Genomic DNA, 12,322 nt, shown 5'->3' with positions numbered 1-12,322 from the left:
TTTGTCGTCGGGCTACGGGGTACGGGTTCAGAGGCCGAGGTCGCGACCGATCAGTTCCTTCATGATCTCGTTGGAACCGGCCCAGATCTTGGTGACACGGGCGTCCATCCATGCACGGGCGGCACGGTACTCGGTCATGAATCCGTAGCCACCGTGCAGCTGCACGCAGTGGTCGAGGACCTCGTTCTGCACCTGAGCAGTCCACCACTTCGCCTTGGCGGCGTCCACTGCGGTGAGCTCACCGTCGGCGTGTGCGGCGACGCAGTTGTCGACGTAGGCCTGGGTGACCTCGACACGGGTGACGAGGTCCGCGAGGAGGAACTTGTTCCACTGGAGCGAGCCGATGGGCTGGCCGAATGCCTTGCGGTCCTTGGCGTACTGGATCGTCTCCTCGAGGATCGGCGCGGCGTGCGCGATGTTCGAGACGGCGGCGCCGACACGCTCCTGCGGCAGCATCTCCATCATGTGGATGAATCCGCGGTCGATCTCACCGATGATGTTCGTCGACGGCACACGCACGTTCTCGAAGAACAGCTCGGCGGTGTCCGACTCGTGCTGGCCGACCTTGTCGAGCTTGCGGCCGCGCTCGAAGCCCTCCATGCCCGTCTCGACGGCGAACAGGGTGATGCCCTTGGACTTCTTCTCGGGACTGGTGCGCGCCGCGACGATCACCAGGTCGGCGTTGTAGCCGTTGGTGATGAACGTCTTGGAACCGTTGATGATCCAGTCGTCGCCGTCCTTGACCGCAGTGGTCTTGAGCGAGGCGAGGTCGGAACCACCGGAAGGCTCGGTCATGCCGATCGCGGTGAGCAGTTCACCGGTGCAGAACTTGGGTAGCCAACGCTGCTTCTGCTCCTCGGTCGTGAGCTGCACGAGGTACGGCGCAACGACGTCGGCGTGAATGCCGAAGCTCGACGACACGGCGGCACTTGCCCGCGAAAGCTCCTCGGCGAGAACCGCATTGAACCGGTAGTCGCCGGCCTCGCTTCCGCCGTATGCCTCGGGGACCTCGAGGCCGAGGAATCCGTTGCGGCCCGCTTCGAGCCAGATCTCGCGGTCGATGAAGCGTTGCTCGATGAGCTTGTCGGCCACCGGCAGGAGGTTGCGGTTCACGAACTCCCGGGCCGATTCGCGGAATGCCTCGTGATCGGGGCCGTACAGGGTGCGTCGCATCACCGCTCCTTTGTCGAAATCCAGCTGACTGTGTCCACGCTTTCCAGCATGTAAGCGTGTGCTTATTTTCTAAGCGCTTGCTTATACTGAGGGTGCGGCGCGGTATTGTCAACAGCCGCGCAGCCGAGGATGGAGAAAGACATGAGCGAATCACCGAACCAGGTGATCAGCCCTTCCAAGGCTGCCGCCCGCATCCGCGCCGCAGCCGTCGACGCGTTCGCGACCAGCGGTTACGGGGGCACCACCACCCGCGAGATCGCCGCCCGCCTCGAGATGAGCCCCGCCGCGATGTACCCGCACTACCGATCCAAGGAAGAGCTGCTCTTCGCGATCAGTTACGAAGGCCACACCGCAGCGCTCGACGTTGTCGTGAGTGCAGACCTCCCCGACGAGGCGCCCTCCATCAGGCTGCAGGCGCTGATCGGCGCATTCGCGAGCTGGCAGGCCACGCACCACGCACAGGCTCGCGTCGTGCAGTACGAACTCAACGCCCTCACGCCCGAGCACTACCGCGACGTGGTCAAACTGCGCCGCGACATCACCCACATCGTCCGCGCCGTCGTCGACGCAGGGGCCGCATCCGGCGAATTCACGGTCCCCGACGGCGAAGGCGTCACCCTCGCCCTCATGTCTCTGTGCGTCGACATCTGCCGCTGGTTCCCGGCCGGCGCCTACACCGAGCCCGAGGCCGTCGCAGACCTCTACGCCGACCTCGCCATGCGCATGGTGGGTGCCGGCTAGGTATTGCCAAGGTCCCGTGGGGTCGGCTAGACTAGAACATATGTTCGATTCGGGGGAATCGACGGCAACCGGGGGGCGGGGTGGATGCAGCAGCGGTAACCGCATTTCTGGCCGAGTTACCGAAACTCGACCGGGATATCGACGATGCGACGCGCATCGACGTACTTCGCACACTCGAAGAGGTGAAAGCCGCCTGTGCGGGCGTGCAAGCCCGGGTGACCGCAGACCTCGACGCCTCCATCCGCACCGCACGAGCAGACCGCCAAGTGCCGGTCGCACATCGAGGGCGCGGTATCGCCAACCAGGTGGCGTTGGCGCGACGGGACTCACCGTTTCGAGGTGGCCGTCATCTCGGCATGGCCACCGCTCTTGTCCACGAGATGCCCCGCACCTTGGCACTGCTCGAACGAGGGGTGCTCAGCGAGTGGCGGGCAACGATCCTCGTCCGGGAAACCGCGTGCCTCACCCGCGAAGACCGCACCGCACTCGATTACCTGCTGTGCGCCGACCCGGCGACATTGGACGGGCTCAGCGACCAGGCGGTGTGCGCGAAAGTTCGCGCGGCCGCCGCCGAAGTCGACGCCGAGGCCATGGTGCGACGGGCCCGCAAGGCGGTATCGGACAGGAGGGTCACCTCCCGTCCCGCACCGGACACCATGGCGTACGTCAGCGCCCTACTGCCGGTGGCACAAGGGGTCGCGGTGCACGCGACTCTCGCCCGTGACGCCGATTCCATCCTCGCCGCCGGTGACGAGCGCACGCGGTCGCAGATCATGGCCGACCTCCTCGTCTCCCGAGTGACCGGCGCGCCCCACACCGCGACGGCACCTCCGATCACCGTCAACCTCGTGATCTCCGACCGCGCGCTCCTCGACCGAGGGTCCGAACCCGCCTACGTGCAGGGGTACGGTCCCGTCCCCGCGGCACTGGCAGGGCACTGGATACATGAGGCAGTCCAGGCCACGATCGATCCGGAAACCGGGAACGAGGCACGGGTGACTCTGCGCCGCCTGTACGCGAACCCGCACTCCGGAGCCCTGACCGCAACCGAGTCCCAGGCCCGCCGCTTCCCCGCCGGGTTGGCGAGGATGATCGATCTGCGCGATCGAACGTGCCGGACACCATGGTGCGATGCGCCGATCCGGCATCACGACCACATCCAACCCCGCGAATACGAGGGCCCGACCACCGCACACAACGGCGCCGGCCTGTGCGCGGCCTGCAACTACGCCAAACAAGGCGCAGGATGGAACGCCAAGCCCCACCAACTGCCCGGCGGACTGCACAAAATCGAGATCTGCACCCCCACCGGACATCGGTACCGATCAACCGAACCACCACTACCGAAACCGTTGCCGCTCCGTGAGGTTCAGATCAGCTCACCAGTGGAACGCATCCTCATCGAATACCTCCACGCGGCCTGAACATCGGGGCGCTGCGCACTAGTGTCTTGAGTCATAAATAAGCGATCGGTTGTTAAGATTGGTCATGGCAACTCGTGGTCCGCGACCGACGGAGATTGTGCTGACCGAGGCCGAACGCGTAGAACTCGAGGGGTGGTCGCGGCGACGCAAGACCGCTGCAGGTTTGGCAGTAAGGTCGCGAATCATTCTCGCTGCCGCCGATGGTGGATCGAATACCGAAGTGGCGCAGAGGTTGGGGTTGAACCGAGGCACGGTGCGGCGGTGGCGCGACAGGTTCGTCGAGGACCGATGCGACGGGTTGCTCGACGAACCACGCCCGGGCCGTCCGCGGACGATCGACGACGACAAGATCAAGGATCTGATTACCTCGACCCTCGAAACGACACCGAAGAATGCCACACACTGGTCCACACGATCAATGGCAGAGCATCTCGATATTTCGCAATCGACGGTCTCGAGAGTGTGGCGCGCGTTCGGTTTGGCCCCGCACAAACAAGACTCGTGGAAACTGTCGAAGGATCCACTGTTCACCGAGAAGGTCCGTGACGTCGTCGGCCTGTACATGAACCCGCCCGAGCGGGCTCTGGTGCTCTGCGTCGACGAAAAAACTCAGATCCAAGCACTGGACCGGACCCAACCGATATTCCCGATGCTTCCCACCACCCCGCAACGCGCCAGTCACGACTACGTCCGCAATGGCACCTCGAGCCTGTACGCCGCTCTAGACATCGCCTCAGGGAAGGTGATCGGATCACTCCATTCACGCCACCGCGCACAAGAATTCATCGCATTTCTTCGCAAGATCGACGCTCAGGTGCCCGACGATCTCGATGTCCACCTCGTGATGGACAATGCATCGACCCACAAGACTCCCGCGGTCAAACGATGGCTCCTCGCGCACCCGCGCTTCGTCATCCACTTCACACCGACCAGCTCATCGTGGATGAACCTCGTCGAACGCTGGTTCGCCGAACTGACCACCAAGAAGCTCCAACGCTCCACCCATACCTCGGTCCAACAGCTCAACAAAGACATCCGAGCATGGATCGAGACCTGGAACGACAACCCCAGACCTTACGTCTGGGTCAAGACCGCCGACCAGATCCTCGACTCCATCGCACACTACTGCGCCAGAATTAAAGACTCAGGACACTAGACCGAGTGACACACCTGTGCGGTAGCATCTCCGCACGCGGCCGTGGGGGTCCTGTCGAGTACTGGGGGGATGGGGATGAGCAAAACACTGCGTCTGGAAGATGACGCCATCGAGAAATGCGTCGGCGTGTGCGACGCGATGCTCGAGCAGCTTGACGATGCCATCAAAAAGGCAAGGGCCTTGAAGAATGTCTCAGGTTTCGGTGGCTTCGGCTCCGCACAAGAATTGCAAACCGGGTATGAAGCAAAGTTCAATGGCGGCGGAGGATCGGGTTCTATGATCGAGCGCCTTAACCAGTTTCGGTACGCAATCGAAGCGATGCGGGAGACGTTCGCAGCTGGTGGAGAAGCCTTCGCGGAAACTGATAGTGCAGTCGGACAGGCTCTGGCCACCGTTCAGGCGGGGATCGACAAATGAACTTGAAAGTGGCGCACGTCGGCTTTGTCGCGATAGCTCTGCTCATCGCAGGCTGCAGCACTCAATCGATGAGTGAGCCAGAACCTGGCACATCTGCGGCCGAGGTGCCACCGGCGCGCGCCCCCAGACATGTCGACAAGTCCGACCGACCGCACGTTACGTTCGACCCGTGTCTAGATCTTCCCGATGCAACGCTGATTGAAGCTGGATACGATCCAGGAAGCGAAGAGAATACAGACTTCACACCTGACGAATACACGTTCCTCGGATGCAGCTATGACACTCCCCGTCGTCTATATGGATTGAATATTCTCTCAGGCAACATCAGCTTCGCTGAAGAACAAGAGAAGACCAAGGCGTATGCCAAGCAGATCGATGTCAACGGTCGGCGGGCGCTGCTAAAGCTCGAAACTGACCAACCCGATGCGTGTGCTATCTCGATCGAGACGACCTACGGGGTGCTCATCGTCGATCGCAGCGTGTTCAAAGGTACCGGAGCACCCGCTCCCGAATCTGAATGGTGCGCTGGCCTCGAAGACACCGCTCGCATCTTCGAGCGCTACATTCCGAAGGAGGGCTGAGCCATGCCGCCCAACGATCCCGTGTCCGCGATCCTCAGCGCACTGAGTCCGAATGGCGCAGGCGAGCAACGACGCACAGGCCTCCAGAGCTCGGCGGACAGGCTCGCTGCGGGCGCAGGAACAGATGACCCGTACATCCGCACCATGGAGAGTTTCCACGGTATGGGGCACGAAGAAATGTACGCAAAAGTTCAGACCATGGTTCCCGACGCCATCGGTCAACTCGCCCAGGCCTGCCACAGCATCTCGAACTCGCTCCCACTCGCCTTCGGATTCGCGATCCTCCGCAATACGATTTCTGAACGTTGGGAGGGTGCCGCGGCGGATGCCGCGGCACAAGCGACCGAGAAACTCGCTGCAACCAGCGGTCAGCTGACATCGAGTATCGCGGCAATCGCGGTGAAGCTCGATATCCTGAGCAGCGCGGCTGCGGACGTGAAAGCGTCTGTGCCTCAGCCAGCTAGTTCCGAAGGCGTCCTGTCCCAACTCCCGCTGAGTCCGCTTGCGGCGGAAACGTCCGAGACTTCGAGGGAAGCCGCACGCCTCGAGGCGGTTCGGAGGTTGGAAGCGATCTACGTGCCGAACTACCGCGATGTCGGCACGAACGTTCCGCAACTCCCGGAGCCTTACGCCCCTTCTGGAGACGGTGCCGGGCCCGACGGTGTCCTGAATGCTCATGGAACGTTACCTCCCGGTTCGAACCACTGGGGCACAGCCGACAGCAATACTTCTTCCGCGTCGGGCGAGGGCGATTCGTCGGTGGACGGGGCGAACCCCGCGGACGGGGATTCCGCAGTGGATGATGCCGCGGCCACGTCGGCGGCGAATGCCGAAGCCGCCGCCAATCAGGGCGCCGGGGCTGGATCCGTCTCGGCCGCACAGACTGCGGCCGCGAATGCGCAGAATGCGGCCGGCGCGGGTTCGCAGTCGGGTACGGGCGCGGGCGCCGCGGGTTATGGCGGCGGACTCGTCGGAGGTTCACGGTCCGGTGCCGGCGGATCGGGTGTCGGGGGTTCGGCGTCGAGCGCGCGCCGGAAGAATGACAAGCGCGATTTCGAGTCCACCTCGAGCGGTGTGGTTCCGGGTGGCCCGATCCTGTCCGGTGGTGCCGCGACCGGCGCAGGTGCGGCTGCCGCTGCTGCCGCGGCGACTCCGGTGAAACCGAGCATGAGTCGACCCGGAATGGGTATGGCACCCGGGATGATGGGTGCACCCGGCCGAGCAGGCGGCAACGGCGATGGTGACACGGAGCATCAGACGCCGAGCTACCTGATCACCGTCGACAACGGCAACGAACTGATCGGCACACTCGACCCCGTCGCGCCCCCGGTGATCGGCGCATGAACTGGCGGCTGACGTCAGCCCAATTCATGTGTCTTTGGGAGGCAACCGATCTCGACCGGATGCCGTACCCGCTGCAGTACCGGTCCGCGGCCACGACGGAAGACCAGTATGCCGTCCAGCAACGCGAGCTGGAGCAGTGGCGGACTGCGCTCGACGAACCGAAAATGATTGCCGCGATCCAGGCGCTCCGGGACCCGCACCTGTCCGTCACGGTGTTCGCCCCCTCCCCCGAACTCGACTCGGGGCTTCGCCGGAGGGGCAGCATCCGTGGCCGGGTCGCCGTCGTCGCCGAACAGTTGCGCGGGGCACCGGGACGCGGCGACATCCGGATCGACGCCGGTACCGAGGGCGTCGACTGGCTGACCGCCCAACTCCTGAAAGACCTGCCCGGCTGCGCGCCCGGACGGACCCCGTCCCTGACCGCGCACCCCGACGACCTCGAGAACCGAAGCAGCGGTACTTCCGTCCTGCAGAACGCCCGAGCCTCCGACGGCACTCTCCTGCGAAGGATCGTGGGCCGACCGCGGACCGGAATCGGATACATCTGCATCCGGGGTGCTCGCAGCGGGCTCGACGAGCCCGTTCTGGGTGAACTGACGTGGATCGACGTCGAAGCGGACGGCCGGTACCTCTATCACCAGGACGACCGTGTTCACCTGCGGTCCGCGACAGTCCGGTTGGTTCGCGACGAGCTGTCGAAACGCGTGTCGGCGGCCCTCACCAACCCTTCGCCGACCCGCGACTGAGCGTTACCCTTGTCCCATGACCGATCGGGACAGGGACGGGACGGGGAAACCCCTCAACGCACGCCCCCGCGATGAACTCGGCCGACCCCTGCCGCACGACGCCGAGGGTGTACCGCGTATCCCCGACGACCTGCGGTTACCGCCCGACGAGGCGATCACCGAGGCTCAGCGGCTCCTCGACCACGGCATGCCGTTCCATGCACACGAGATCCTCGAGGGTACGTGGAAGATCGCCCCCGAGGACGAGCGGGAACTGTGGCAGGGGCTCGCCCAGCTCGCGGTGGGTCTCACCCATCTGATGCGGGGCAACAAGACGGGCGCGCGGTCACTGCTGCGCCAAGGCCACGACCGGATCCGGCATTACGAGGTGGAGGCGCCGCACGGCCTCGACATCGCCGGCCTCCTGACGTGGTCGGAACACCTCACGGACGAGATCGATCGCGTCGACCCGCTGCCGGCGACGCCCGTACCCCGATTGAGAATCCCCTGATGACTCTGCTTCCCATGTTCCCGCTGGGCTCGACGATGCTGCCCGGTCAGCAGCTCCCCCTCCACGTCTTCGAACCCCGCTACCAGGAGCTGGTCCGCGACTGCCTGGACGCACCGGACGGTCCCCGCTTCGGTGTCGTTCTCATTGCCCGCGGCAACGAGGTGGGCGGCGGCGACATCCGCCACGATGTCGGCACTATCGCGCGGATCGAGTCGCACGCGTCGATCGGCGAGGGGCGGTACGAGCTGTTCTGCCGCACGGAGGAACGGATCAAGGTGTCGAAGTGGTTGCCCGACAACCCGTATCCGATCGCCGAGGTCGATGTGTGGCCGGACGAGAACACCGGCACCCAGACAGCGGACTACGAATTCCCCTCCCTCATCGAGAGACTCGAATTCCTGTACGGCCTCCTCCGCCGTCTCGCGACGGAAACCGGCAACGTTCCGCCCGACGTTCCCGTCATCGGCGGTTTCCGCGGGTCGCTCGGCACGAGGCTCTACGAGATCGCCACCTACATTCCGATGGGGGACGCCGACCGCCTGCAGATCCTCGCGGCTGCGGGCGCGGACGAACGCCTGCGGGAGGTGTCCGAGGCGATCGAGAACGCCATCGAAATGGTCCAGTTCCGGCTGATGTGACCTAGCCCTCCCCGGGGTTGGTCAAGAGCACTCCGGGAAGGGTGTAGTGTTGTCAATGCAACGCGGGGTGGAGCAGCTCGGTAGCTCGCTGGGCTCATAACCCAGAGGTCGCAGGTTCAAATCCTGTCCCCGCTACCAGTGGAAACGGCTCCGGAGATTCAATTCTCCGGAGCCGTTTTTCGTTGTTCCACATCCTCCAGGACTAGAACGTATTCTCGTACGTGAGGCCTCAGGAGGGACAGTGCAGCTCGCCGACGTCGATCTCTACAACCCGGACACCTTCGCGAAGAGCGTGCCCCACGAGATGTTCGCGGTGTTGCGGCGGGAGGCCCCGGTCTACCGGCACCTCGACGAGCGCGGCGACCCGTTCTGGTGCGTTACCCGGCACGCCGACATCGTGACGGTGAACCGGGACGCCGAGACGTATTCGTCGTGGCGGGGCGCCACCTACATCGACGACCTGAGCCCGGACGACCTGGCGGGCCAGCAGTTGATGATGCTGAACATGGACCCACCGGACCACACGGCGCTGCGGAAGATCGTGAGCAAAGGTTTCACGCCCCGCCGCATCGGCCAACTGCACGAGATTCTCGCGCGGCGGGCCACGACCATCGTCGACGCGGTGATCGAGCGCGGCGAGTGCGACTTCGTCGTCGATGTCGCGTCCGAACTCCCGCTTCAGGCGATCGCCGATTTCCTGGGCGTGCCTCAGGAGGATCGCAAGCTGATCTTCGACCTGACGAATCAGATGATCGGCTCGTCCGATCCGGAATTCCATCTCGAGGACGGTCAGGAACGCGCGGCGGCGGCCCAGATGTTCGCGTACAGCCTGGAGATGTTCGAGGACCGCAAGAAGCACCCCCGCGACGACATCGCGACAGCTCTCATCCAGGCCGATGTGCACGGCGAGAAGCTGGGCGAACTGGATTTCAACATGTTCTTCATGCTCCTCGCGGTCGCGGGTAACGAGACTACCCGCAACGCCATCTCACACACCCAGTTGGCGCTGATGGAGCATCCCGAGGAGCGCAGGAAGGTGCTCGAAGATCCGTCCAAGCTCGACGCTCTGATCGAGGAGGGGTTGCGCTGGGCCACACCGGTCATGCAGTTCCGCCGGACAGCAACCACGGACACCGTGCTGCACGACGTCGAGATCTCCGAGGGCGACCGGGTGGTCATCTGGCACATGTCGGGGAACCGCGACGAGGCGGTGTTCGACGACCCCTACACGTTCGACATCGACCGGCCCACCGGCCACTACTCCCAGCACATTGCGTTCGGCGGCGGCGGTCACCATTTCTGCCTCGGCGCCAACCTTGCTCGCGCGGAGATGAAGGTGATGCTGAGCGAGATTCTGCGTCGCATGCCCGATATGGAACAGACCGCACCGGCGCAGCGCCTGCGCTCCAACTTCATCAACGGGCTCAAGCACATGCCGGTGACGTTCACGCCCTCGTCCCTCTGAGCGGAGCGCCGCCTTTCCTGACAGCCTGGTCGGGTGAACAACGTCGACGCAGTGGTCATCGGATCCGGTCCCAACGGACTCGTCGCGGCCGCGACCCTGGCAGATGCGGGCTGGGATGTGGCGGTCAGTGGAGGCGCAGCCGACGCCCGGCGGTGCGGTGAGGTCGGCGGAACTCGTCCCCGGATTCACGTCGGACCTGTTCAGCGTGTTCCATCCCCTGTCCACCGTGTCGCCGGCGCTCCGCGGTCTCGATCTCGAGTCGCACGGACTGCGCTGGAGTCACGCGCCCCGCGCGCTCGGGCAAGCCCGCTCGGCCGCCGGCGAGGACGCGCCGGTGATCCATCCCGACCCCGCGGACACGGCCGCCGACCTCGAACGCCGTCAACCTGGTGACGGTGCCGCGTGGTCGGCGCGCCGAGGACGCGGGCGCGCACTTCCACTCGGCGACGCCGTGACCGGGATCGACGTTCGATCGGGTCGCGCCGTGGGGGTGCGGACGGCGTCGGGTGTCCGCTACACGGCACGTCGGGCGGTGATCGCCGACGTCTCTGCGCCCGCACTGTACGGGTCGCTGCTTCCGGACCACGCCGTCCCCGCCTGCGTGCGGGCCGACCTCGAGCACTTCGAGTGGGACACGCCCGTCCTGAAGGTCAATTACGCCTTGTCGCAGAAGATTCCGTGGCGTTCGCCCAGCCTGAGCGGTGCGGGCACCGTCTACCTGGGTGCCGACGACAACGGACTCGTCCGCTGGATGGCCGACCTGACCACCGGCACCGTCCAGGCCAGCCCGTTCCTGCTGTTCGGACAGATGACGACCGCGGATCCCCCAGGTCGGCGGAGGGCACCGAAAGCGCCTGGGCGTATACGCATCTACCGCGCGACATCACCGACGACGCGTCCGCCGACCTGCTGGCCGCACGAGTCGACGAGGTCCTCGAGGCGCATGCACCGGGTTTCTCGGAGCGGGTCGTCGGACGGGTCGTCCAGCGCCCGTCGGATCTCGAGGCGGCCGACGCGAATCTCGTGGGTGGCGCCGTCAACGGCGGGACGGCGCAACTCCATCAGCAGCTGGTCTTCCGCCCGGGGCCGGGCACGTCCCGTTCGGAGACCGCGCCGCGCTCGGCGAGGACGGACCGCGCGGGTGGCTGCGGTGGCGCACGTCGCGCGCCGTGATCGACCTGTTGTCGACGGGACCGATACCCTAATTTGTCGCGTGTCGGGGTACCTCACCGTGCAATGATCTGAGTCGTCGAATTCGGACCACGAAGGGGCATCATGCAGCATCGAGAATCATCCTTCGCCGGCGTCGGCGGAATTCCCATCGTCTACGACGTGTGGCTCCCCGAGCGGCGCCCGCGCGGCGTGCTGGTTCTGTGCCACGGCTTCGGCGAGCATGCCCGGCGGTACGACCATGTGATCGAACGGCTCGGGGAACTCGACCTTGCGATCTACGCGCCCGACCACCGTGGGCACGGGCGGTCGGGCGGCAAACGGGTCCATCTGAAGGACTGGACCGAGTTCACCGACGACCTGCACCAGTTGTTCGGCATCGCGTCGACGGACTGGCCCGGCACCGACCGGTTTCTCCTCGGGCACAGCATGGGCGGTTCCATCGCGCTGACCTACGCACTCGACCACCAGCAGGACTTGAAGGCACTCATGCTGTCCGGGCCTGCGGTCGACGTGACGAGCGGCACGCCGCGCATCGTGGTGGAGATCGGCAAGCTGGTGGGTCGCTTCCTTCCCGGAGTGCCCGTCGAGTCGCTCGACGCGAAGTTGGTCTCCCGCGATCCTGCGGTCGTGTCGGCCTACGAGGAGGATCCCCTCGTCCACCACGGGAAGGTGCCTGCCGGGATTGCGCGCGGGATGATCCTCGCCGCCGAACGGTTGCCGGAACGTCTGCCGTCGCTGACGATTCCCCTGCTTCTCCAGCACGGCCAGGACGACGGACTCGCGAGTGTGCACGGCACGGAACTGATCGCGGAGTACGTCGGTTCGGAGGATCTCACGGTGGAGATCTACGAAAACCTGTTCCACGAGGTGTTCAACGAACCGGAGAACGAGGAGGTACTCGACGACCTCGTCGAGTGGTTGCGGCCGCGCGTGCAGGCCTGACTTCGTCGGGGGTGTTCTGCACCCGTGGACGA

12 protein-coding genes, 1 tRNA gene and 1 pseudogene are annotated in these 12,322 nt (G+C 65.0%); 13 read left to right on the top strand and 1 reads right to left on the bottom strand.

All coding sequences use genetic code 11. The features are described 5' to 3' along the window. Positions 1-27 precede the first annotated feature (27 nt). Positions 28-1,173, bottom strand: a complete 1,146-nt coding sequence (locus JVH1_RS25560; protein WP_005251441.1) for an acyl-CoA dehydrogenase family protein — start codon at positions 1,171-1,173, stop codon at positions 28-30. Positions 1,174-1,314: 141 nt separating this feature from the next. On the opposite strand from JVH1_RS25560, the gene JVH1_RS25555 reads away from it, so the two are divergent. The 13 genes and pseudogenes from JVH1_RS25555 to JVH1_RS25495 all read left to right on the top strand — a co-directional run bounded on the left by JVH1_RS25555 (position 1,315) and on the right by JVH1_RS25495 (position 12,290). Continuing rightward, positions 1,315-1,914 (top strand): TetR/AcrR family transcriptional regulator, encoded by a 600-nt coding sequence (locus tag JVH1_RS25555; protein ID WP_009475011.1) that lies wholly within the window; start codon positions 1,315-1,317, stop codon positions 1,912-1,914. An 80-nt stretch (positions 1,915-1,994) separates the two neighbouring features. Beyond that, positions 1,995-3,338: an HNH endonuclease signature motif containing protein gene (locus JVH1_RS25550; protein ID WP_009475012.1), complete on the top strand. Its 1,344-nt coding sequence runs from the start codon at positions 1,995-1,997 to the stop codon at positions 3,336-3,338. 64 nt (positions 3,339-3,402) lie between these two features. Next, positions 3,403-4,494: an IS630 family transposase gene (locus JVH1_RS25545; RefSeq protein WP_043783116.1), complete on the top strand. Its 1,092-nt coding sequence runs from the start codon at positions 3,403-3,405 to the stop codon at positions 4,492-4,494. 75 nt (positions 4,495-4,569) lie between these two features. Continuing rightward, positions 4,570-4,911, top strand: coding sequence for a hypothetical protein (locus JVH1_RS25540; RefSeq protein WP_337460409.1), 342 nt, complete (start codon positions 4,570-4,572; stop codon positions 4,909-4,911). Beyond that, positions 4,908-5,492 carry a DUF3558 domain-containing protein gene (locus JVH1_RS25535; RefSeq protein WP_051033672.1) on the top strand — a complete coding sequence of 195 codons (585 nt, stop codon included), beginning with the start codon at positions 4,908-4,910 and terminating at the stop codon, positions 5,490-5,492. Before JVH1_RS25540 ends, JVH1_RS25535 begins: the two co-directional genes overlap by 4 nt. Before the next feature lie 795 nt (positions 5,493-6,287). Then, the gene (locus JVH1_RS25530) at positions 6,288-6,836 is read left to right on the top strand and encodes a hypothetical protein (RefSeq protein WP_237735128.1); all 549 of its coding nucleotides are present in this window, start codon (positions 6,288-6,290) and stop codon (positions 6,834-6,836) included. Continuing rightward, positions 6,833-7,582, top strand: coding sequence for an ESX secretion-associated protein EspG (locus JVH1_RS25525; RefSeq protein ID WP_009475016.1), 750 nt, complete (start codon positions 6,833-6,835; stop codon positions 7,580-7,582). Before JVH1_RS25530 ends, JVH1_RS25525 begins: the two co-directional genes overlap by 4 nt. 16 nt (positions 7,583-7,598) lie before the next feature. Beyond that, entirely contained in the window at positions 7,599-8,072 is a 474-nt protein-coding gene (locus JVH1_RS25520; RefSeq protein WP_007297214.1) for a DUF309 domain-containing protein, read from the top strand. Continuing rightward, positions 8,072-8,710, top strand: a complete 639-nt coding sequence (locus JVH1_RS25515) for an LON peptidase substrate-binding domain-containing protein (protein ID WP_009475017.1) — start codon at positions 8,072-8,074, stop codon at positions 8,708-8,710. Before JVH1_RS25520 ends, JVH1_RS25515 begins: the two co-directional genes overlap by 1 nt. A 61-nt stretch (positions 8,711-8,771) precedes the next feature. After that, a tRNA-Met gene (locus JVH1_RS25510) sits at positions 8,772-8,848 on the top strand. A gap of 103 nt (positions 8,849-8,951) precedes the next feature. Continuing rightward, positions 8,952-10,175 carry a cytochrome P450 gene (locus JVH1_RS25505; RefSeq protein ID WP_009475018.1) on the top strand — a complete coding sequence of 408 codons (1,224 nt, stop codon included), beginning with the start codon at positions 8,952-8,954 and terminating at the stop codon, positions 10,173-10,175. A 33-nt stretch (positions 10,176-10,208) separates the two neighbouring features. Further along, positions 10,209-11,288, top strand: a pseudogene (locus JVH1_RS25500) (phytoene desaturase family protein); the annotation flags it as partial. Between the two features lie 162 nt (positions 11,289-11,450). Continuing rightward, positions 11,451-12,290 (top strand): alpha/beta hydrolase, encoded by an 840-nt coding sequence (locus JVH1_RS25495; RefSeq protein ID WP_009475020.1) that lies wholly within the window; start codon positions 11,451-11,453, stop codon positions 12,288-12,290. Positions 12,291-12,322: the final 32 nt, after the last annotated feature.

This window comes from Rhodococcus sp. JVH1, from assembly GCF_000280725.2.
In the GTDB taxonomy this organism is placed as follows: Bacteria; Actinomycetota; Actinomycetes; order Mycobacteriales; family Mycobacteriaceae; genus Rhodococcus_F; species Rhodococcus_F jostii_A.
Note: the sequence above shows the minus strand (reverse complement) of the source record. Positions and strands in the feature narration are given on the sequence as shown.

What these genes read in the sequence shown, in the direction of transcription:
- JVH1_RS25560 (WP_005251441.1), bottom strand. Translation starts at nt 1,173, where the DNA reads ATGCGACGCACCCTGTACGGCCCCGATCACGAGGCATTCCGCGAATCG.
- JVH1_RS25555 (WP_009475011.1), top strand. Translation starts at nt 1,315, where the DNA reads ATGAGCGAATCACCGAACCAGGTGATCAGCCCTTCCAAGGCTGCCGCC.
- JVH1_RS25545 (WP_043783116.1), top strand. Translation starts at nt 3,403, where the DNA reads ATGGCAACTCGTGGTCCGCGACCGACGGAGATTGTGCTGACCGAGGCC.
- JVH1_RS25540 (WP_337460409.1), top strand. Translation starts at nt 4,570, where the DNA reads ATGAGCAAAACACTGCGTCTGGAAGATGACGCCATCGAGAAATGCGTC.
- JVH1_RS25535 (WP_051033672.1), top strand. Translation starts at nt 4,908, where the DNA reads ATGAACTTGAAAGTGGCGCACGTCGGCTTTGTCGCGATAGCTCTGCTC.
- JVH1_RS25525 (WP_009475016.1), top strand. Translation starts at nt 6,833, where the DNA reads ATGAACTGGCGGCTGACGTCAGCCCAATTCATGTGTCTTTGGGAGGCA.
- JVH1_RS25520 (WP_007297214.1), top strand. Translation starts at nt 7,599, where the DNA reads ATGACCGATCGGGACAGGGACGGGACGGGGAAACCCCTCAACGCACGC.
- JVH1_RS25515 (WP_009475017.1), top strand. Translation starts at nt 8,072, where the DNA reads ATGACTCTGCTTCCCATGTTCCCGCTGGGCTCGACGATGCTGCCCGGT.
- JVH1_RS25495 (WP_009475020.1), top strand. Translation starts at nt 11,451, where the DNA reads ATGCAGCATCGAGAATCATCCTTCGCCGGCGTCGGCGGAATTCCCATC.